The organism is Rummeliibacillus sp. TYF005, assembly GCF_003844195.1.
Lineage (GTDB): Bacteria > Bacillota > Bacilli > Bacillales_A > Planococcaceae > Rummeliibacillus.
The window spans coordinates 143,168-165,327 of record NZ_ML122541.1 but is presented as its reverse complement, the minus strand read 5'-3'; the positions used below and the strand labels follow the sequence as shown (position 1 = coordinate 165,327).

Genomic DNA, 22,160 nt, shown 5'->3' with positions numbered 1-22,160 from the left:
TTCTAATTATTAAAATAATTGATAAGAGATGTTGTTTCAGTATCTAAGTATTTCACTCTTCACGAATAAAACATTAGCCAATGTAACTAAACAATTAATCCAAGCCTTAAGCCAAGGCTTAAACCAGGGCTTAATTGTTTAATTGCATTTTCTTTAAATATCAAATGGAAAAAGAAATTATCATAAAACCTTTATATATGTATTAGTAATTCAGCCTTTAATTTTTAAAATCTAAAAATTTGATAACACCACTCTAATCGTCCTTGCCTTATTGTTTTGATAAAAAGCAAACAATGAGTCAATATTCACCTAATTTATAAGAAGGATACTTCACCAATCAATTAATATCTCTAATATCTCTTTGAATAAAAAGTAATCATCCTTCCTTATATATAGAGAGATAAAAAATGATTACTTTACTATTTTAGTATATAGATAGTATTCAGCAGGCAATAGTTAACTTAAATCAAAATAACGTGTTTCCACTTTGATATTTTTTTCTTTTAAAAATGTTTTTATCTTTTTAATTTCTCTAGAAAGTAGATGTCTATCAATTCCTATATTCTCACAAACCACTTTTTTAGATACTTTAGGTAATTTATTTTGTTGACATTCTTCCAGATAACTAATTAGTTTATCTGCTACCGTTTCTTTTTTTACTTTTGGAAATCTAATCTTCGGAATTTTGCATTCTTCAAATTGAATATTAGGTAATTGAGTCATTACTTTTTTTATAGCCTCAATATTTTTTGTATATATAAAATAAGTAGCAGCCATACCTGTTTTACGAGCAATACGACGCATTGATTGGTAATAATCGCATGCAATCAGTGATAATCTCATTTTTTCGATGCTTTCCTCCTGGAAAAGTTCAACTTTTTTAATATTCCCAACCCCTTGAGAATTATAAAAAGCATAAATCAAAAAATAATCAACATAATTATAATTAGGCGTTTTCATTAAAACAGCTACATCGCAATCTTTATAATCATTTTTTCCTATTAAGTTTCCAAAATAGTCTATTTCATAATTTTCTATTAAACTTCTTCCATCAAATTTTCTTAATTGGTTAGAGTCATTGATTATATTTTTTAAATTTTTTGAAATAGCATTTGAAGTAATAAAAAGTACTTTTTCTGTAGGTTTTGTTTCTAAACTTTCAAAAATAATCTGATGGATACTTCCTTTATCCCTACGATAATCAATTTCTCCCGTATTTAAATCAAACCACTTAATAAGACTAGTTGAGTAATTAAGTACTTTTTGTTGAGGATGTACAGTAAATATATCAGATATTTCATAACGATAATCAATTTCTGCTGAGGCATCTAAAATGATATTACAATCTAGTAAACTAAATTGAAAATCACTATCATATGTCTCAATATTTCTATCCACAATAAAACTTGGATTTTCTAAAATACACTTCAATTTTTCTAACATTTTACGGTCTTCGTTTGATTTCATTTTCTTCAAATTATCTATTAACCTTATATACTCTTTTATTTCATCTTCGGTATAATCCATTTCTAACTTTGCAAACATCATACTATTTATATTATCTATTTTTTCTAAGCTTACTATAATGTTTTCTACTATATTTTTTAGTATTTCATTTTTTTCAATTCTTGCAAATAATGCTGCATGCCCTAAATCAGCAAAACTAAATGTCTTTTTTTCAAATACATCAGGATGTTCGTCAATAATTAAGATTTTACGTTCTTCAATTAGCTCTTGATGATAACCTAAACAAATTTGATGATACATTTTATGAGTTATACATAACACCTTTGAATCTTTTGCATCCTTTAATTTAGACCCTTTACCCGATTCTTCAGATGTGAATTTACATGCTCTGTTTTCCTCATTTGCTAACTTATTAATGTTTTCCACTGTTTTATTCATAGCGTTATCTTTGACGAATCGTTGTACATATAATGCTCTATAAGGGGTGCTTGCCAATAACTCCTGGACTTTTTTGCTTTTCCCCACCCCAGCTTCATACGGATATACATCAAAATGTTTATCATCCCATAATTTCGTATTAGTCATCTTTTCTACCAATTCTTTAAAGTCCTTAGACCCATTCGGCATATTAAATCACTTCTTTTATTATATTTATATACTTTATTATACACCTCATAAGTAATATAAATAATACTATTATTACCTTTACTAGTACGATTTATATGAATATTATTAATTCTATTGCATATTATAAAAATATAAATTCTTTCAATATTTTTGTTGAAATTATCTAAGTAAAATAATAGAGGAGTGATATTATGGCAAATAGTCTATTAATTGCAGTTGATAGCGGAAAATATGCTACTAAAGCTAGATATAAAGGTGGTGATTTTGAAGATAGTAAGAAGATGTACTTTCGTACGAAGGTTCAAGAAATAGATAAAGGTTTATCTTACGATATTAAAGGTGGTGATATAATAGAGTATAATAACAAAACATATATTATAGGCGATAGTGTATCTGAGAAAAGAGCTAATTATGATGTATCAAAAGACACGACAGAACATCTTGTATGTATTTACTTAGCAATATCAAAAGCAATAGAAAAATTACAAATTACAGCAAACTTAATAAGAATAAATCTAGCGGTTAACGTCCCTATTAACATCTATCAGAATGTGGATTTGAAAGAACAGTATGCAAATCATATTAATAACAATAAAATTATTCATATTAAGCATAATGGAAAGCAATTACATCTTCTTATTGATAATTTAATATTATTACCAGAAGGAATGGCCGATATCTATACAAATCTTAGTAAATATCGTACAACTAAAAACTTAGTATTAGATATTGGAGGACTGAATACAACTTATTGTGTTTATAAAGGTATTGTGCCTCAGATAGATACAATGATTTTGGCTAATACAGGTGGTAACATTATACGCAGCAAAATCGCTAGCGCTCTCTCAAAGCAATATGGGATTGTCATTGCAGCTGATGATGTAGAGCAAATCATTAAAGATTCTTTTCTATCAAAAAATGGAGTTGTTATGGAAGACAGTCATGATTTAATTCTTAAAGTATTAACAGAACATGTTAATGAAATTATTAATTTCGCGAAATCTCATGATATTTCCTTTTACAATACCAATGTTATTATTTGCGGTGGTGGTTCGCAATTGCTTAAAAAGGTTTTGCTTTCTAAAATACCTAATGCGAATATTGTAGAGGATGGAGCTTTCTCGAACGTTAATAGTTTTTTTACAATTTTAGATGTGAAAATCAATGGGTAATCGCAGAATTTCCATAAGTATTAGAACAGACTTTAATGATGTATATACATACTTGCAATCACTTGATAACGTTAGTCTATACGTTTGTAAGCTTATTAGGGGTGATATTCAACAAAAAAAGAGGACATCAACAGATGATGAATCTTTAAAACGCCTTGTTGATTCACTTATTGATAATAAGCTCGCCAATCTTAACCTTGACAATTTGCCAACAAGCAGTAATGTCAAAGAAATCACTGAGGATGATAAAGATTTAATCAGTTCAATATTTTAGATACATAATAATTAAGGCTATTCATTGTAGAATAGCCTTTTTCCTTATATAAAGCAACAGGTGTTATATGTAATTGAATGACTAACTAACCTATTCAATAATGGATATTTGCCAAAATTGATTTTCCCCTAAGAATTTTTATATTAATAGATTATTTTTATAAATCCATATGTCAATTAAATATAAAATCCTACTTAACTTTTATGTAATTGAAATTAATAACTCAACTTTTTTATTGTATATATAGGTTTATGTTTCGGGATTGTTTCCCTAAAGAAACTTTTGATTAATGATAATGATATTATTGTATGTCATATTATTTTAATTTATAGCATTACAATTATTTTTTTGCTATTTTATCAACTTATATAAAATACATTTGCCATAATATATTTTCATTGTACAAGAAATGACATATTTTAACCTTTATTTTATTAAAAATATAAATAATGATAGATTATATTTTAATATGGCATAATATCGCAAAATATTATTTTTTAATCCATATAATATTATATTTTATTTTAATATGACATCATGGTAATTAAAGACTATGAATTATCATCTTTTATGTCATATTCTTATACAGAAAATCGTTATATAGGTTATTTTATTAGCATTTCTTTAATAATTAATGTTTAACATATATCAACCACAAATAATATTGACATATAAATTCTATCGCAATATATGTCCGTACAGCTGATAAATATCTCCTTTCTATATTATGAAAATGCTCCAATTCAAAAGAAGTAATTTTTGCACCATGTATAGTAACTTATTCAATTTGATTAAATATGTTTCAGCTACCAATAGATTTAATTTAATAACTACAATGCTTACTTTCACCTTTTATTATACAATACAGTTAGTAAGGTAAAAATATACTAAGGGTGATTATTAATGAAATTAATGGATGCTTTAAGAATTTTAGAGAATGGTAAAATTGAAAATATCCCTTTCAAAGACCTATTTTTAGATGTTCCCATAGATAAAGTAAATAAAGGAAAAGTCGGACAACTTCTTGAAATATATTTAGGCCTAGCTAATACACCTAACCCTCTAGATTTTGAAGATGGAGAACTTAAAACTAATAAAGCTAAGTTAAACGGTGAACCCCTTGAAACTATGTTCATTTCCCAAATCTCTTCGCAAGTTGATAATATGTTTTCTGGAATGACATTTGAACAATCATGGTTATTCAATAAGATTAAGCGAATGATATATTTACCAGTAGTTAAACTTTCTAAGAAGCCTGAAGAATGGTATTTTAAACCACCAATATATTTTGAAACAAAACCTGGGGAAGATTTTTTTGCTCAACTTCAAGATGACTATAATAATATAGTCTCCCAAATGATGAAGTCTATAGAAAAAGGTGATGGTTTCTTACATACTTCTAACGGAAAATATATTCAGATACGAACTAAAGATTCTAAACCTTATCATCCTATTTACTCAAAACACTACAAAAAATACATTTCAAATAAAAATTTTGCTTTTTATTTAAAAAAAGAATTCATGACTGATTTATTAAAAAGTTCAATGAAATATCCCGATATAATCTAAAAAATTTTATAGGGTAATTTACATAAAAGCCGACTATAGAGAATTTGCCTTTTAATATAGGAGATGAAGTTTTATTATGCCTTTTTCTTATTCAATGAACGAAGCAGATAATATCGCCCAGCTAGCTTATAAAGATATTGAAAAGTATTTGAACTATTTTGATGTAACTGATGAAGTAATAGATGTTCAAAACGACAAAAGATTTCAATCTCTAGATATCGATTTACTTTGGAAAAGAACGATAAATGGAAAAAATGAAACAATTAAAATTGAAATAAAAGGTGATAGATGGCATAGAACAGGAAATTACTTTTTTGAAACAATTAGTAATAGCAATAAAAACACTCCTGGTTGTTTTATGTATACAGAGGCAGATTATATATTTTACTATTTTCTTGAAATAAAAGAATTACATGTACTGCCAATGCCTGCTACAAGAAATTGGTTTATTTTGCACCAAGATGAATTTGAAGAAAAAGCTACATCAACACCTGGAGCAAATGGTCAAATAGCATATAAAACCATTGGTAAACTTGTTCCTAAAAAAACTTTACATGATAATAAAAAGCTTCCATTTCAAATTAAAGTAGTAAAATTAAATAACTGTTTAAAGTAAATTAAAAGTGAGGAATTTTATGAACATCAAATATCCTAATCCTTATTACACATCAATAGACCAAAACTATTCACTAATTCTTGGGGATAGTTTAGAAATATTAAATTCTCTTCCAGACGAATCTATTGATGTAGTTTTTGCTGACCCACCGTATTTTCTATCCAACGATGGAATTACATGTTCAGGAGGAAAAATGGTTTCAGTGAATAAAGGTTCTTGGGACAAGAAAAACTCGTTTGAAGATATTTATCAGTTTAACCTGGCCTGGTTAAAAGAAGCAAAACGAATATTAAAACCAAATGGAACACTATGGGTATCTGGTACACTTCATAATATCTATACTGTAGGATTCATCTTACAGAAACTAGATTATAAGATTCTGAATAATATCACTTGGCAAAAGACTAACCCGCCCCCTAACTTAGCCTGTAGAACTTTTACACATTCCACAGAGACAATTATTTGGGCAAAAAAGTCCAAGAAAGCCAAGCATTATTTCAACTATGACTTAATGAAGAGTTGGAATAGTGGGAAACAGATGAAGGATGTATGGACCACTTCAATTACTAAAAAGTCTGAGAAATCATTTGGTAAACATCCCACTCAAAAGCCACTTGAATTATTAGAACGTATAATCTTATCTTCAACACAAGAAGGTGATGTTGTCTTAGACCCTTTTAATGGAAGTGGCACTACCGGAGTAGCTTGCTATGAATATAATCGTAATTATATTGGAATTGATATTAATCCTACTTACTTAGATATCACGATTAACAGAATAAATCATACCGCCAAAAAGTTTTCAATTTAAAGAGGAGTAACTTATTTGAAACTTAGAATATTACTGAATGTATTTAACAATAATTTAATGCTTAATAAAAAATATTAAATATGATGCATTTTGGTTTAAACAGGATTCTGAATGGAATTATCAAAATAATTATTTGGAGGTTAGATTGGTTTGGATATAAAATTTATCAGTCCTGGAACACAGATTTTTAAAAGGGATTCCCATTCTTTTCAATCAGTATTAGATATTTATATAAATCAAAAATATGTTTTGGCAATTTTCCCAGGTAGATTATCAAAAAATGATTATTTAATAAAATACCGTGAATTTGTTAATGGAAAAGAATCTCGTCTAAGAACTCCTAAACATATTCATTGGGTTACAGATTTACTAATAAAAAAAGAATGTAAACCTAAATTAACCAATGAACTGATTAACGCATTATTATACTCTTGGAATAACTCTTCTTCAATTTCTAATCTTAATAAGAATTCTATTGTTAAGATACTAAAATCCTCCAAAGTAATTTCCAATATTGACTACTATTCTAAATTAAGTAAATATGGATATTACGATATAGAATTTCTTATTATACTTGCTGAACTTTTGGCAGTACAAGAAAAAACAAATAATACAAGTGCTTTTATGTTCAGGCATATTTTAGAAAAATCTTTAACAAATGATTTGTTTAGTATCATCTCCACTGCTACACACAATGGAAGATAACTTATATTTATTTGAAAACACCCTTTTCTAAATGGAAAAGGGTGTTTATAAACTCATTCATTTACAACTAATATCTCCGTAATTGCTCCACGCTTTGATGCCTTTGAGTTAATTGCTCTTGCAGCTTCTATATCTTCATAAATTTTAAATCCATTATACAATTCTTCAAAAAATGTATCGTCCGGATTAGTATTTTTAGGATTTGAGTTACTAAGCATCATAGCCGCACCCTTATCACTCATACTACGGTACCACTTTGCTAAACGACACTGTTCCTCATCATCAAAATCTCCCTTAGAATAACTATTAAAACTTGATGTCACATTTAAAGGTCTATATGGAGGGTCCAAGTATACAAACGTATCTTTCGTCACAAAATCAGATAGTTTTTCAAAATCTATATTGGTTAGTTTTACGTTTTTTAAAGCTTCATTAACATCACGAAGATTTTTGGCATCTACTATTTGTGGATTTTTATATTTTCCAGCTGGAACATTAAAACCACCTTTTTTATTTTCACGATAAAGTCCATTAAAACATGTTCTATTCAAAAATAGAAAACATACACTAGCTTCTATTCTAGTATTATCGATAACATTTTCTCCATAGCTGTCATATTCTATTTTATTCTTAATATTATTAAATTTATCACGCATTTCATAATAATAACTTTCTCTTTCTTCAGGAGATTTCTCCAGATAAATTGATTGTACTTTTTCTAATTTATCAATTAAAACTTCCACATTTTGTTGAATAATATAATAGGTTGAAATCAATATATTATTCACATCATTTAATATTACTTCTTCAAATTGATATTTTTTTATTAAATCAAAAAATACAGCACCACCACCAACGAATCCTTCAATGTATTTCTTAATTTCCCCATTCTGTAACCGTTTTGGATACTTTTCTGCATAAACAGGTAATAGTTTTCTTTTTCCTCCTGCCCACTTAACAAATGGTTGCGCTGATTTCATTATTATATTTTCCTCCTGAAATTTATTACTAATTCTTATATTTATATAATACCATACTTTCACTATGAGTGAAAGTTTAGGTTTTATTTATATGTTATAATTTACTTAAATATATACTGAAGGAGAAGTAATATGGCAACTGATATTATCTTTGAAAAAGAGTATTACAAAATCGGTCAAGTTATTAAAAATATTCGGATATCAAATCAATTGTCTCAAGAAGACTTTAGTAATTCTATAGGAATTAGCTTGAGCCATTTATCCAAACTAGAAGCTCCAGGTTCATGTCAAAAAGTCTCGTTAGATGTCTTATTATGTATTTCTAAAAAATATAATATACCTATGAAGAATTTTTTTGATTAGTAAATATAGTTATTTCCTCAACAAAATTAACATTTAATTTAATAAAAATTTATATTTGCCTTTAAAATAGTCAGACATATTCCACATTGTGACTTTGCTCAAAAGATACTTATTATGCCACAAATTTAATCGATTAGCGCTAAAACTGAAAAAGGAACTTCTCATCATCAAGAAGTTCCTTTAATTTGAGTCAATTTCTATTCTCTTAAATCGTACACCCTTTTCCCGTCATATTATAGATTATCTAATTCATCATATATTTGAAGACCCAAAGCAGCTAAATAAAATGCACTACTTAAACAAATCAAACAGATAATTTTCACTTAACATATTTAAATTAAATACATAATTAATATGTCCAAATGCTTCTTCAAGAGGTAAATGGGCAGTGTGCCATCCTTGTCCATCTGTAACCCAAACAAAAGTAACGTCATCACCAGAGTTTGAGACAAATTCATTTAATGTGGTAAACTCTCCTGCTACTGCTTTTAGCTTACTACCTCCGCCACCATAGTAATTTGTTTCAATCAACCATAAACGTTTTGTATTAGGGTCAAACACTGCTTCATCAAATCTACGTTCTGACTTATCGACTGGAACGTGAATCCCCCAATTACTTAATATCCATTTAGCTGTAGCTTGTGGATGGTGTTCAAATGAGAGTTTATTTGCAACTTTTGCAACATTTCTTTCAAGTATCCCTTCCATTGTTGTCCCACTACGATTCTTACGACCGTTACTATCAAGACCAGCTTCTACGCCGTAAACATAATCAACTAGAGAACGATTTGCTTCATTCGCTAAGAAATTCAATAACCCAGATTGCTCGGCAAAATCAACATACGACTTAATGTTATTTATATCAATATCTTTGAAATCGAGTTGATAAAACGACATACTATCATTTTCATCTATTGATAAAACATCTAGAATTTTATCCCTGCTAGCAATTAGACTCGGCAAAGCTTTGATTAAGTCAGGTTGTTTTGTGAACAAATTAAGAGTTTCTTGATAGATATTTTCTTTACCTATTAAATAGTTTAGCGTATTTAATTCTAACTCATACTTCTTTGTTTCACGATTCACTTTTTCCCAATTTACATAATACTCGGGAGTACGATTGGTTACAGATAAAGTATCCATAAAAAAAGCCAACCGTTTATCAGGTGATAAGTTTGCATATTCTTCAAATTTCATATGTAAAATTCCTCCATTTATGGTCTTCCTATAAGAAGTTTCTAGTTTCACTCTTCATTCTATTATTCTTAATCTACATAATAACATGTAATTATTAAAATGGTTTTATAGGATAGATTACTATGTCTGTTCAATAAACGTCTTTAAGCTTTTTACCTTATGGCAATTTTAATCCCTTCGGTGAACCTATAAAATTGCAACAATATTTATTAAACATATAAATGTATTTCATCACATATTATATATATTATCAAATCGAAAATATAGATAAAGGAAGTGCCAATAATGAGTAACAATTCTTGGAGAAGAATCTTTGATGATTTGAACTTAGACCAACATGATTTTGATACTTCACCTTACTATTTAAGTGCTGAACAAATAAAAGTCGCTTGCCAAGACTTTACGAAAGTGGCGGAAAAAGAAGTAAGAATTTTATGCAAACAAGATACACGTGAAAGTAGACCAGATGTTTTTAAGGAGAAAAACCTTTTTCTATTACCCGTAAAAAACGGTAATTATGCTATTATCCGAGGTGAAGGGTATATAGATATACCAGAAATAGATACGGATGCAATTCTTTTTAAATCAAAACTTTCCTTTAAACCTATTACAAGCACTATCGGGAATTCCGAGATGCAGCATGTTGATTATGCATTTGCTGCTGGACTTATAGAGAAATTTGTTAATGATAACTCTTTAGTATTAACAATAAGGGGAAGAAAATATACACCAAAGTTCAAATTTTCTGTCGACAAAAATCACTTAGAGGTAGAAAGTGTTCAAACAGAGGTAGATGCTGGATACGAAGGAAGTAATAAAATTGTTTTAATAGAAGTTAAAAACTCTTCAACTAGAAATACAATTATTCGTCAACTTTACTCCTTTTCACATTATAATAAAAACCACCCTAAGCCACTGTAAAGCATTAGGTTGGTTCAACAAAAATAAATTAGTGACTACTACCACTCAGATAGTAATAGTTGTAAAGTGAGAAATTGTTACTAGCAGTCTTCATTTTAATTATTAAATTCCTATAAAAACTTGAATTACCACATTTACACGTATCTGCTGTACTAATAAGTATTCTTTCCTACATCTTTACATGCAGCCAAAAATTCATCATTAAAGTTGAGCTTAAAATTATGTTCTTCGCCATTTAAAACTTTACCTTGAATACTTACATTAAATAATGAAGATAAAATAAAAACATTACCTGTTGGCTCACTGATTTCCAGTTGCAATAATGAAAGTCCAGATAATATATCTTCAATCTCTTCTATCCCCATATTAGTTTGCTTAGATATGTTTTCTAGAGTACAATGAAGCGTACTTTGATAAACATATCTTGGATTGAAAATTAATTTAAATAGTATTTCGTTGAACAATCTAATTTCTGATACTTTCATTTTACTAAAATAGATTTGGAATTTTTCTTTATCGTCATAGTCTTTTAACCTATTTTGAATATATTTATCTAAACAGTCAAAAAAGATTCCCTTTTCTCTTTTATAGGGAATTAGCTTTCTTGGTTCTATTATAGTAATGTCCTCTATTAATTGGTGCAAAAAATTATATTTCATTGATTCTACATTCCTTCTTAATAATGTATTTGATATTCATTTTTCTTATCATGCCTTATAATAGTATCGTATTTTTAATAAAAATGCATTATTTATATTGAATTTTGAAATCAAAGAAAATGAAGAATGAATTGGACATACTACCATTAAAAGCTTTCCCTACAATGTAAATTACTGGTTATTAATATCACTTTTTCTAATAATACTTGAAGTTTTTTAGGAGGTTAATATCTCTTACTCTTTTTCAGATTTTTTCGTTGTTAGTATTCTCCATACATTTTCATCTTTTTATTAACATCTATTTTTTTCAAGCTTAAAACTCATCTTTCATTTAATATACATAAAAACAGTCTATTTATCGTTAATACAAGCATCACCGATAAATAGACCTGGAATTTTATCTTCTTAAACCACGTTCATCACATAAATTAGCAATTTCTCTCCATGGTCGCCCAATAGAAAAATTACACGCTTGTTCAACCGAATAACCCTCATAGAATAACTGATAAACAGCTAAACCTTTAATACGTTTACCAACTTTAGTTTCAACCCCATTTGCAAGCATGCGGTTTTGCTCGGCTAACATCACCAAATACAATGTACCGAATAACTTTTGGATTTCAAGATTATTAAAGTAATTATTTTCTAGATTAGTAGCTATTTCAGGTATTACATTATTCAATATTCTTTCTTCTACTTCTCTACCTGTTAAATTGTAAAGATTTAAAAACTCATTGTACACTTTATCCATTCCACAAGTTTGACCTAATTTATGAAGACTACCTAAATAATCTCTATCATAGGGTGCTCTTCCATTTATATAAATGCACCATTCATCAAAATTACCTTTATCACGTGATAATTCAGTTCCATCTTCGTATCTTTTTACTAATACCATAATTTATATATATATTAAACTAAATACCTATATTATTGTCAAAAAAAACATTTAATATATTAGATAAATAATATACTTCATTATGTATATATCAGTTATAGTAGATTGATAAATTAAGCATTCTATTGATAAACATACTTAAAATTTTCATTTTAATAAAAAAGCACACTGTTTAACTATTTGAACAATATTTAAATTCGTAAATGAATACGTTTTGACTAGGTAATTGACTACGTTCATTTTATATTTATCGAAACTACATGCAATTAAAAAAGTGCCAAAATCCTTATCTATAAAGGATTTTGACACTCATTGAAATCATCTATTTTCGTATTATGGAGACGGTGGGAATCGAACTCGCGTCCAGAAACTCCAATACTCAAACTTCTACGCGTGTAGTTTGCCTATTTGCAATTCGCGAGTCCTTATGCCGACTCTTACTGCTATAAGGGATTGGAGACTTTTCCCTACTCTTCATTTATCATTTTTTTCATTAGGGAGTATTACATATTTACGAACTTGGTTCAAAGACCTTAATAATCATATCATATTTTAAGAGGTTTCAACTAGATTTCCATTTACACATTGACTAATAAATGCAAACCACTTTCCTTCTATATCATCTTCGGTGTCCATTTCTTTAATCTGTTCATAAGTTAATTTCTGTGCTACATGATTATTAAGTTTTTTCTTCACATTACTTTCAGAATATCTTGTTAGACTTGCAATCAAATTAGGTACATCATCATCTGGACCAAATGTAAATCCATCTTCCAATGAATAAAATTCTTTAATTACATCTGGATGAATATAATTTTCTATTTCTCTTTTACTAGTTAGAAATGCAACGGAACCATCGTTTCTTTCTCTAACTTTTCTACACCATTTCTCATATTTAGGTTCTTCACCTTCTTTTACTACATCTCTATCGTAAATATGAATTTCTGGTATATTTAATTGTTTTAAATATTGATTTTCAACCCAACCTCTTAATGTATCCCCACCACAAGGAATTATTATTACTTCATCTGTATTAGTTAAATCTACAATATTAGGATTTCTACTTGCAATTATTTGGCTAAATATTTTTAAAATACTAAAGTCATTCGGTCCTTCAACAAAAACTGCTACCTTTACTCTACTACCAATAGGCGATGGATATACCCCTAATGTTTCAGCCACTTTTTCAAGAACTGTTTCGTCATTTTTAGATGACATTACTACTTTTCCATCATCTATATTCAATATCAATCTTAATGAATCTATAGGTAATAAACTAGCAAAGGCTGGAACATGTGTAGTAAGAATCACTTGTGTATTATCTTTTTTGCTTAATTCCAATAAAGCATCAGCTAACATGACTTGATTAGCAGGATGCTGGGCTGTTTCTGGTTCTTCTATAGCATAAATAATGTCCCTAGAATTAGTTATATCTTTTTTTTCCGCCGCAGCCCTAAAAAAGTTCAATAAAATTAACCTTCTAACTCCACTACCTCTCTTATTAACAGGTATCCCATTATCCCCCTCTAGCGTCAATTTAAATAAATTTTGCCACTTTGGTTGTTCTGAAATATATGGTGTTAATTCGTTCGCCAATGTTGGGTCCATTTCTTTTAATTTTTCTAATGTTTGTTTTGCTACACTCATTGCCTTATCTTGAACTAACTTTTCAATATCATCTAGCTTATCTCTTACTTCTTCTAGTGCTTCTCTTATAGCAACCTTCATTGGGTCTTGAACTTCAGAATCCCCATCGCTACTTGGTCTATCAGATTGGAATAAAGTGAATATAGGTAACATAGGTTCAATTTTTTCCCATACTGTACCACTGCTTCCTCTATGTAAAACGATTTTATGCGGTTCCAATTTGTTAGTATCAACTGTACTAAATATATCTTTACGCATTAAATGATTAGTTCTTAAATCTGTTGGTCCATTTTCAATATTCAAAGTCTTTACTTTACGCTGTAACTCTTGTTGTGTAAGTTGAATAAGAAATTTTCCGTTTTCTATTGCATCTGTAGGATATAATGCTTTCAAATAAATATCTGGTTTTATATTTTTCTTAGAACAGTCATATACTTTGTGAATCTCTAAATAACCATCTTCATTTAATAAAAATTCTTCTCTAAATGTTGTAGGTGCTGTATCGTCTAAAATAATTTCTTCATCAAATCCTGAAAAAACACATCCTATTAAGACGTTACGATTTTCCGATGTAACACAATAATCTTTACTATCAATTTTAACTGTACTGTTATTAAAGAATATCTCCAGTGCCTCTAAAATAGTTGATTTTCCTACATCATTTTTTCCAATAATAGTTGTTAAACTATTAAAGTCAATTTCTACAAGGTCTTGATACGAACGAAAATTATGAATGATAACTTTTTCTAATTTCATGCATTCACCCCTTATATTTTATATACAAATATTACCATGAAATATTTTGGAATGAAAGTATTATTTTGTGCGCAAAAAGGTTTCCAAACCACTGTGTAAATTGTGCATCCACTAGTAAAGGATACAGCTATCCCCGTCCCCCCTAGGGTAGAGCTTATACTGTATTTTTTATTTGCACAACTTCGCACAGTTTTTACTAAGCTACTTGCATAATGTCACTCACTTGTTTGAAGTCATTCAACGTCATCTGGACAGCTATTGGTTTACTATCTTTCATTTCTATCACCTTTATTGGTAGTCTATTTTTTACTGCGACTTTCATCATTTGTTCTAGTATTCGTGGCGTACATGAATACATCTCAATTTCGCCCGTATATTCCACTACCAATCTTGTTTATCACATAGGTTTGTGACTTTAACTTTCAAATAAATCCTCTAATCGTACTTTATCCATAACTACTTTTGATTCAATACTCTCCTTTCGTTTTTCAAATTTTAAAAATAAGTCTGGCACTTGTTTATATAACTCCTCTTTACAATGGGGCTGTAGAGGAAAATAAATATTATCGTTATTTTTGTGTTTTTTAATTATCAATAGACCAGCTTGTTCTAATCGTTTATTAGCAGTAACTATATTTTGCCTACTACAATTAAGAAGTAATTCTAATTGATAAATCGTTGGATATGCATAGGCTTGATTAGGATTAAATAACTCTAAATATTTCACATACAAAGCTACATCGAATGGTTTGATTAAACCTAACTCAACATAGCGAAATATATCTGTAGAAACCTTCTCCATCTTCTGTTGCAAAAGATTTTTTAGGAGTAATCATTATTTCACCTCTCTTTTCCAAAATAAAAAAGTGCAAAGAATTTATCCCTCACAGTTATGTACTTTCAAATATGTTTTAGTTTAGGACATTATTATAAAAAGTCTCTTAAATTAGTTGCCACCTCTTCTACATCTAAATCTAAATATTGTGTTGTGACAGCTAAATCACTATGTCCTAATGCTTTACTGATTAACGCTATACTAGCACCCTTCTCTAATAAATTCTTAGCATGAGCACGTCTAATAGCATGGGCATTGATATTCTGTAGTCCAAATCGTTTAGCATATTTGTTTAGCTGTTTAGATATTGCAAAATTAGATGACTTACTTGTATTCATTGGTAATCCATTTTGCGTAATAAATACATTAAAGTTCTCTGTTCCATAATAATTACGAATACCATTATTAAGCTGTATTAACGTTTTTAGCATATTTGCAATTTCATCATCAATTGGTAACTTTAAATGTTTATGATTTTTTAATGTAGAACCATCTAAACTTAAAACTAAGTTTTCAAAATCGATATGACGTTCCTTGAGTTCCCCTAAAGTACGGATACGAATTCCAGTCTTATACATTAACTTAATAGCCACCGCATCTCTAAAACCTATAAATGTAGTCTGGTCTATTAACTGTAATAATTTTTCAATATCTGATAACTTAGCACCACTTTTTACTTCTTTGTCTACTCTAATTTGAATTGTTGTCCAAAAACGGTCACTAAACCAACCGTTGTTATAGAACTTACTAAGAACTGCTTTAATTGATTTTAAACGAATTAACTTTGTTCGCTGTGATACTTCAATTGAATCTAAATAATGATAGATTGAATCAATTGTTATCTCTTCCACGTACTCTAATTTATTTATCTCTATAAATTGTTTAAAGATATAATCATAACTTTGAATTGTACGTTCACGATTACCCCCAATTTTCATTTGCTTAAAAACTGTTTCTAAAGCTGTTTCAATAGTAATAGCATTACGAACTTCCTCACGATTCATTGTAGTTAATGCCACTACATCACCACTTACAGCAAAGATTCCATGTTTTCTACTCTTAGACAAAATAAAAAACCTCCATTTTCATTAGTGAATTTGAAGGTCTTGAACAGTGTAAATATGTAGGTATGAAAAAAGGGACATTCAACAAGAGTTCAACTCCCGTTCAATATCCCTAATCTCGAAAATCGTTGATATGATTGCATTTACAGCCATTATTTTTATGGAGACGATGGGAGTCGAACCCGCGTCTAATAACCTTATTATTTCACAAATAATTCCTTAAATTTTCAGCAACTTCATCTACATCTAAATCTAAATACTGCGTAGTTACTTCTAAATTAGAGTGACCAAGTGCTTTTGATATAAGAGCTAAATTTGCTCCTTTTTTCAACAAATTCTTTGCATAAGCCCTTCTTATTGCATGTGCATTGATATTTTTTAAACCATATTTTTTACTATATTTAGTAAGCTGCTTAGAAATTGCGTTATTAGTTGATTTTGTATTTAGCGATTTACCTTTATATGAAATAAAGATAAATGAATTATCCTCATGATAGTAATTCCTAACTTTATTGTTTTGTTGTATTAATACCTTGTACAAATGAAGTAATTGATTATCCAAAGGTAGCTTTAGATACTTATGATTTTTCAATACATCCCCATCTAGCTTTAATACCCCCTCATTAAAATCAATGTGTTTTTCTTCTAACTGGCCTAATGTATTAATACGTATCCCCGTCTTATACATTGTAAGAATAGCAGTAGCATCCCTTAATCCAACAAATGTTTTTAAGTCTAACAAAGATAACAATAAATCAATATCTGATGGCTTGGTTCCCTGTTTTATCTTCTTGTCTACTTTTACATTGATGGATGCCCAAAATTTAGTCTCATACCATCCATTGTTGAAACACTTGCTTAAAAAGGATTTCAAAGATTTTAATCTTGTCAATTTTGTTTGGTTTGCTACATTCATTTTATCTAGCCAATTATATATTGTTTCCATAGTTATTTCCGACAAATATTTTATACCTTGAGCCTTTTCGAAATTACTGACAATTCTTCTGTAATCATCAGTAGTACGCTTTCGATAACCACTAGCTATCATTTGTCTAATAACTATCTCCAATGCATTATCTATCGTACGTGATTCTATATCCTTCTTCTTATTTTTCTTTTTTGTTTCAATCGGCAATAACCCATCAAAATCAACATCAAAAACGCCTGACTTTTTTGTCATAAAAAAATCCTCCATTCTTTTTTTGCAATGGAAGATGAAATCGGCTAGCTGCATAGAGCAACGGTGTTCTAAGCCAGAGGTGGTGCAAAAATAGGGATTTTTCTTTCCGGACCGACACCCTGACCGAATCCCTAAAAACAGAAAAACCCTTGCGTAGCAAGGGCTCTAGAGGCTAAAACTGTATGTCCCAGGAGGGATTCGAACCCCCGACCGACGGCTTAGAAGGCCGTTGCTCTATCCAGCTGAGCTACTGAGACAGGATGTCTTTTTGATATGTTATCCTTAAGACATTTCCTATTATAGCATCTCTGATAAAATTGTCAACACTATTTTATCAATATAATAAAGTTTTTTCTTCAATTACCTTTTTTTCTTCTGTATAGAAAATTATATGCCAACCATTTTCGATGTTTTCAATGATTGCGTAACTTTTTTCTTTGCGGCCTCTCGGTAGTAAAAGACTTCCCGGATTGATATAAAGAATATTATCAACGAGTTCAACGCCTAGAACATGAGAATGTCCAAATAAGACTACGTCTGCTTCTACTTCTCTTGCTCGATAAGATAACGCAGTTAGACTTGATTTTATATGATATAAATGGCCATGCGTCATGTAGATTTGTTTACCATCTATTTCTTTTATCATTTCAGTTGGAAATTCAATATCTTGATCGCAATTGCCTCTAACTTTTAAAACACCTTGGAGTTCTGGCGCCGAGCATGATAACTCGCTATCTCCACAGTGGAAAATAGCGTCTACATCGGGGTTTTGCGCGATTACATTGGTAATTACTGCTGCATCACTATGTGTATCACTCATGACTAATAGTTTCATCGCTACCCTCTCCTATTTAAACCAAGATGGTAATTCTTCTGCTAATTTACGAATTGCATTTCCACGGTGTGAAATAGACCCTTTTTCTTCAGCAGTCATTTGAGCCATTGTTCGTTCCATTGAAGGTACATAGAAAATTGGATCATAACCAAAGCCATTATTGCCACGTTTTTCAGTTAAGATAATACCTTCGGACGTACCAAATACAGTTTTTGTTTTATGTTCTGGGCCGGTAATAGCTAAGCAACAGCAAAATCGTGCTGTACGCTTTTCTTCAGGTACTCCCTCTAAATTTTCTAATACTTTCTTAATATTCGCTTCATCATCATGATCTCCTGCATATCTTGCAGAATATACGCCTGGTTCTCCATTTAAGGCATCTATTTGAAGTCCACTATCATCTGCAATTACAAATGTATTGAGATGTTTTGCAACGGTATCTGCCTTTAAAATTGCGTTTTCTTCAAATGTTGTTCCTGTTTCTTCAATTTCCATATCTGGTGCTACATCAAATAATGTCAAGACTTCATAGCCAAGCGGTGCAAAAATAGCTTCAAAATCTTTAGCCTTTCCTTTATTCTTTGTAGCAATAACAACTTGTTTCATAAAAATTCCTCCTAATATTCCAATTTATTTTATCATTTCGCTTTCTTTAACTCCAGTAGCTTAAAACATAACATTTTATAACTAAGAATCAATGACGAGCCGAGCAAAACTACTCGTCCTATGTATAATAACTCAAAAAGAAAGCCCGAAAAGAAAACTTTTCGAGCTTCATACTATAGTTTTATTCGTTTGACATGGACTTCTTTTAAGGGTAACCAATTACTTGCAATTGTTTTGAAGATAGGAACTGAGCCTGTTGTATAAAAAAGATACTCTGGAGATTTTTTGTCTGTTCTAGCAATATGCTGGAACTGTAAAATTTCCTTTACATGTTTTGCTGTTTCCTCTGCAGATGAAACAACATGAACTTGGTCGCCTACTACTTCTTCAATTAGACTTTGAATAATTGGATAATGTGTACATCCTAAAATCATCGTATCAAACTTTTCATTTTTTAATGGCGCTAGTGTTTCCGCTACCAAGCTTTTGGCAAATTCGCCTTGGTATTCTCCACTTTCAACAAGTGGTACTAATCTTGGACACGCTAAAGATGTTACGTTACTAGAGGAATATAATGAATAAAGTGCATTTTCATATGCACCGCTTTTAACTGTTCCTTGAGTTGCAATAACTGCAATATCATGTGATTTTGTTGCTTTGACAGCTGCTTGAGCACCTGCATTAATCACACCGATTACAGGGAATTTACAACGTTTTTGTAGTCCTTCTAATGCGACTGCTGTAATTGTGTTACAAGCAATCACAAGCATTTTAATATTCATTTTTTCAAGCTGATCGACTATTTGCCAAGTAAATTGAATCACCTGTTCCTTGGAACGGGGACCATATGGGCAACGAGCAGTGTCGCCTAAATAGGTTATCGATTCATTTGGTAAATAGCGAAGCATTTCCTTTACAACGGTTAGCCCACCAACTCCTGAATCAATTACTCCAATGGGAGCATTCACATTAACCGCCTCTATCCTGGTTCATTTCTTTGTATAGTTTGCTTAATAATATTGAAAGAGATTGAACTTCTTCGCATTTAAAATCTTTGACGATATCTGCCAAATAATTTTGACGTTGTTCAATTACTTCTTCAATAATACGTTCTCCTTCTTTAAGCAAATGGATACGAACGACACGACGATCCTGATTATCCCGAATTCGTTGTACTAGTTCGTTTCTTTCCATACGATCAACTAAATCGGTTGTCGTACTGAACGCTAAATACATTTTATTCGAAAGATCTCCAATTGTCATGTCTCCTAGCTCATGAAGCCATTGTAGAGCGATGAACTGTGGTGGTGTTATTGTGTAATCACTTAAAATTTCTCTACCTTTTTGTTTTATAAGAGCTGCAATATGACGTAACTCTTTTTCTAACAATGCAATTTGTTCAATATCATGTGTGTTATTCTGTTGCTCTTGGTTTGACATGTAGCTACTCCACTCCTCAAAAGGATTACTTATTCCTATTGTGAAGTGTTTTTTTCAAAATGGCAAGTGTACTTTTTACTCTAAAGTAAACTCCCCTAAACGGATTAACTCAAGCATTGCTTGTGCGCGACTAGATACGCCCAGTTTCTGAATAGTATTAGAAATATGGTTTCGAACTGTTTTTTCACTTATACCTAGCTCTTTAGCAATTTCTTTTGTCGTATAATCCTTCATTAATAAAAGAAATATTTCGTGTTCTCTTTTCGTCAAAATTGAATGATGAAAACGACTCATTTACGTGCGCCCCTCCAATCCCCTCACACTGTAAAGTATGATAGGAATTGAATAGCGGTGACGGCATTTGCCCGAAGTTTTTTTATAGAATAATATTACTTTTCTTTTGGTTGTTTAGTTTGGATAATTGTCGTTCTTCCCAAGGTACTGATTTTCCAGTTTCTTGGTTCATCTGAACGACTGTCCCTCTACCTGTAAAACATATATGGTCAAAATCATCTACACCTAGATAATGTAGATCTAATGAAGATGTACCTATCTTGGCAATCTTAACATATACCTTTAATTGTTCATCAAAATATACCTGTTTTACATAATCACATTGTATGTCTGCAATCACAATTATGTTATTTATTTCCCTATCTAGCCATTCTTCCATAATTCCTAAATTATTTAGAAACTCAATTCTTGCTTGTTCAAAATATACAATAGGTACTGTATTATTCATATGCCCATACAAATCAGTTTCAGAAAACCTAACTTTAATAGGCGTGAAAAAAGTAAAATCCTTTTGCCACTCTTCTAAATCTTCAATATAACTTTTTATCATTTCAAAAATCCCCCTTGTTGTAAAATGAATGATTATTCATTTTATTATATCAGAACATTTAAATAATTCCACATAACTACTACTTCTGTTTTTCACAACTTATTACAGGATTATTTATTGTACATCTTTTAATGAAGGAATATAGAAACATCCATTGAATAGATATAATTACAAATTTATACATGCTAGGGGGATTTGTTTGGAAATAGAAATAACACTTTTAAGTGAAAACAAGGAGTTTGTTAAAGCTGTTTCGCAGATGGTCTATAAAGAATTTGTATTACCTTCGAGTAGCAAAATGTCTTTTGATGATGTTGTAGACTTTTTTTCAGATACTTATTCATCGAAATTCCCAATAACATTCATAGCTATATTAGATCATCAATGTGTTGGCACAGTATCAATATTTGAAAATGATTTCAAGAAATGCACACATTTTAAGCCTTGGTTAGCTTCCCTTTACGTGGACCCGAACTACAGAGAAAGAAAAATCGGAATAAGCCTTATTGATGCCTTATTAAAACACTTAGTCTCATTAGGTTTTAGAGAGGTGTATCTTAAAACTGAAAATGCTGCTGAATATTATCTAAATCGTGGTTGGGAATTTGTTGAGTCAGTATTAGATGATCGAAATGTGAATTTAGATATTTTTAAACACAATTTAATAAATAAAAAACTCCGTACCAAGTAAGTA

General features: G+C 30.0%; 25 protein-coding genes and 1 tRNA gene. 9 read left to right on the top strand and 17 right to left on the bottom strand.

Going from position 1 to position 22,160, the window contains the following annotated elements; genetic code table 11:
* Positions 1-456 precede the first annotated feature (456 nt).
* Complete coding sequence (locus CW357_RS00765) at positions 457-2,094, bottom strand: hypothetical protein (RefSeq protein WP_124217088.1); 1,638 nt, start codon at positions 2,092-2,094, stop codon at positions 457-459.
* A 191-nt stretch (positions 2,095-2,285) separates the two neighbouring features.
* On the opposite strand from CW357_RS00765, the gene CW357_RS00760 reads away from it, so the two are divergent.
* The 6 genes from CW357_RS00760 (at position 2,286) to CW357_RS00735 (ending at position 7,241) form a co-directional block, all read left to right on the top strand.
* Positions 2,286-3,266: a ParM/StbA family protein gene (locus tag CW357_RS00760; protein ID WP_124217087.1), complete on the top strand. Its 981-nt coding sequence runs from the start codon at positions 2,286-2,288 to the stop codon at positions 3,264-3,266.
* Positions 3,259-3,540: a hypothetical protein gene (locus tag CW357_RS00755; RefSeq protein WP_124217086.1), complete on the top strand. Its 282-nt coding sequence runs from the start codon at positions 3,259-3,261 to the stop codon at positions 3,538-3,540. The genes CW357_RS00760 and CW357_RS00755 overlap by 8 nt, the downstream gene beginning before the upstream one ends.
* 903 nt (positions 3,541-4,443) lie before the next feature.
* Complete coding sequence (locus CW357_RS00750; RefSeq protein WP_124217085.1) at positions 4,444-5,109, top strand: MutH/Sau3AI family endonuclease; 666 nt, start codon at positions 4,444-4,446, stop codon at positions 5,107-5,109.
* Positions 5,110-5,185: 76 nt separating this feature from the next.
* Entirely contained in the window at positions 5,186-5,725 is a 540-nt protein-coding gene (locus CW357_RS00745) for a hypothetical protein (RefSeq protein ID WP_206426800.1), read from the top strand.
* Positions 5,726-5,744: 19 nt separating this feature from the next.
* On the top strand, positions 5,745-6,536 hold the full coding sequence (locus CW357_RS00740; protein ID WP_124217084.1) for a DNA-methyltransferase: 792 nt from the start codon (positions 5,745-5,747) through the stop codon (positions 6,534-6,536).
* Between the two features lie 150 nt (positions 6,537-6,686).
* The gene (locus tag CW357_RS00735) at positions 6,687-7,241 is read left to right on the top strand and encodes a hypothetical protein (protein ID WP_124217083.1); all 555 of its coding nucleotides are present in this window, start codon (positions 6,687-6,689) and stop codon (positions 7,239-7,241) included.
* A gap of 53 nt (positions 7,242-7,294) precedes the next feature.
* Here the strand turns inward: CW357_RS00735 and CW357_RS00730 are convergent, their stop codons facing one another.
* A complete protein-coding gene (locus CW357_RS00730; RefSeq protein WP_124217082.1) occupies positions 7,295-8,221 on the bottom strand; it encodes a DNA adenine methylase in 927 nt (308 codons plus the stop codon).
* Positions 8,222-8,353: 132 nt separating this feature from the next.
* Here CW357_RS00730 and CW357_RS00725 point away from each other — a divergent pair, with 132 nt between their 5' ends.
* Complete coding sequence (locus tag CW357_RS00725; protein WP_124217081.1) at positions 8,354-8,584, top strand: helix-turn-helix domain-containing protein; 231 nt, start codon at positions 8,354-8,356, stop codon at positions 8,582-8,584.
* Between the two features lie 291 nt (positions 8,585-8,875).
* Here CW357_RS00725 and CW357_RS00720 read toward each other — a convergent pair whose 3' ends face one another.
* Positions 8,876-9,781, bottom strand: coding sequence for a type II restriction endonuclease (locus tag CW357_RS00720; protein WP_124217080.1), 906 nt, complete (start codon positions 9,779-9,781; stop codon positions 8,876-8,878).
* A 285-nt stretch (positions 9,782-10,066) separates the two neighbouring features.
* Here CW357_RS00720 and CW357_RS00715 point away from each other — a divergent pair, with 285 nt between their 5' ends.
* Positions 10,067-10,702, top strand: coding sequence for a type II restriction enzyme (locus CW357_RS00715; protein ID WP_124217079.1), 636 nt, complete (start codon positions 10,067-10,069; stop codon positions 10,700-10,702).
* Positions 10,703-10,854: 152 nt separating this feature from the next.
* Here CW357_RS00715 and CW357_RS00710 read toward each other — a convergent pair whose 3' ends face one another.
* The 14 genes from CW357_RS00710 to CW357_RS00650 all read right to left on the bottom strand — a co-directional run bounded on the left by CW357_RS00710 (position 10,855) and on the right by CW357_RS00650 (position 21,466).
* A complete protein-coding gene (locus CW357_RS00710) occupies positions 10,855-11,361 on the bottom strand; it encodes a hypothetical protein (protein ID WP_124217078.1) in 507 nt (168 codons plus the stop codon).
* A gap of 397 nt (positions 11,362-11,758) precedes the next feature.
* Entirely contained in the window at positions 11,759-12,259 is a 501-nt protein-coding gene (locus tag CW357_RS00705) for a DUF7004 family protein (protein WP_124217077.1), read from the bottom strand.
* Positions 12,260-12,811: 552 nt separating this feature from the next.
* A complete protein-coding gene (locus CW357_RS00700; RefSeq protein ID WP_124217076.1) occupies positions 12,812-14,662 on the bottom strand; it encodes an ATP-binding protein in 1,851 nt (616 codons plus the stop codon).
* Positions 14,663-14,858: 196 nt separating this feature from the next.
* Positions 14,859-15,020 (bottom strand): hypothetical protein, encoded by a 162-nt coding sequence (locus CW357_RS18125; RefSeq protein WP_164489513.1) that lies wholly within the window; start codon positions 15,018-15,020, stop codon positions 14,859-14,861.
* 57 nt (positions 15,021-15,077) lie between these two features.
* Complete coding sequence (locus tag CW357_RS00695; protein WP_164489512.1) at positions 15,078-15,464, bottom strand: hypothetical protein; 387 nt, start codon at positions 15,462-15,464, stop codon at positions 15,078-15,080.
* 125 nt (positions 15,465-15,589) lie between these two features.
* The gene (locus tag CW357_RS00690) at positions 15,590-16,564 is read right to left on the bottom strand and encodes a tyrosine-type recombinase/integrase (RefSeq protein WP_241155027.1); all 975 of its coding nucleotides are present in this window, start codon (positions 16,562-16,564) and stop codon (positions 15,590-15,592) included.
* A gap of 202 nt (positions 16,565-16,766) precedes the next feature.
* Complete coding sequence (locus CW357_RS00685; RefSeq protein ID WP_124217074.1) at positions 16,767-17,741, bottom strand: tyrosine-type recombinase/integrase; 975 nt, start codon at positions 17,739-17,741, stop codon at positions 16,767-16,769.
* Between the two features lie 183 nt (positions 17,742-17,924).
* Positions 17,925-17,998, bottom strand: a tRNA-Arg gene (locus CW357_RS00680).
* A gap of 77 nt (positions 17,999-18,075) precedes the next feature.
* Positions 18,076-18,576 carry a metallophosphoesterase gene (locus CW357_RS00675; RefSeq protein WP_124217073.1) on the bottom strand — a complete coding sequence of 167 codons (501 nt, stop codon included), beginning with the start codon at positions 18,574-18,576 and terminating at the stop codon, positions 18,076-18,078.
* 12 nt (positions 18,577-18,588) lie between these two features.
* Positions 18,589-19,182 (bottom strand): XTP/dITP diphosphatase, encoded by a 594-nt coding sequence (locus tag CW357_RS00670; RefSeq protein WP_119415553.1) that lies wholly within the window; start codon positions 19,180-19,182, stop codon positions 18,589-18,591.
* Between the two features lie 173 nt (positions 19,183-19,355).
* Entirely contained in the window at positions 19,356-20,150 is a 795-nt protein-coding gene (gene racE / locus CW357_RS00665; protein WP_119415554.1) for a glutamate racemase, read from the bottom strand.
* 1 nt (position 20,151) lies between these two features.
* Positions 20,152-20,622, bottom strand: coding sequence for a MarR family winged helix-turn-helix transcriptional regulator (locus CW357_RS00660; protein WP_119415555.1), 471 nt, complete (start codon positions 20,620-20,622; stop codon positions 20,152-20,154).
* A gap of 75 nt (positions 20,623-20,697) precedes the next feature.
* Positions 20,698-20,916, bottom strand: coding sequence for a helix-turn-helix domain-containing protein (locus CW357_RS00655; RefSeq protein WP_119415556.1), 219 nt, complete (start codon positions 20,914-20,916; stop codon positions 20,698-20,700).
* A gap of 82 nt (positions 20,917-20,998) precedes the next feature.
* Positions 20,999-21,466: an acyl-CoA thioesterase gene (locus CW357_RS00650; protein ID WP_119415557.1), complete on the bottom strand. Its 468-nt coding sequence runs from the start codon at positions 21,464-21,466 to the stop codon at positions 20,999-21,001.
* Positions 21,467-21,665: 199 nt separating this feature from the next.
* On the opposite strand from CW357_RS00650, the gene CW357_RS00645 reads away from it, so the two are divergent.
* Positions 21,666-22,157 carry a GNAT family N-acetyltransferase gene (locus CW357_RS00645; protein WP_233548055.1) on the top strand — a complete coding sequence of 164 codons (492 nt, stop codon included), beginning with the start codon at positions 21,666-21,668 and terminating at the stop codon, positions 22,155-22,157.
* Positions 22,158-22,160 lie beyond the last annotated feature (3 nt).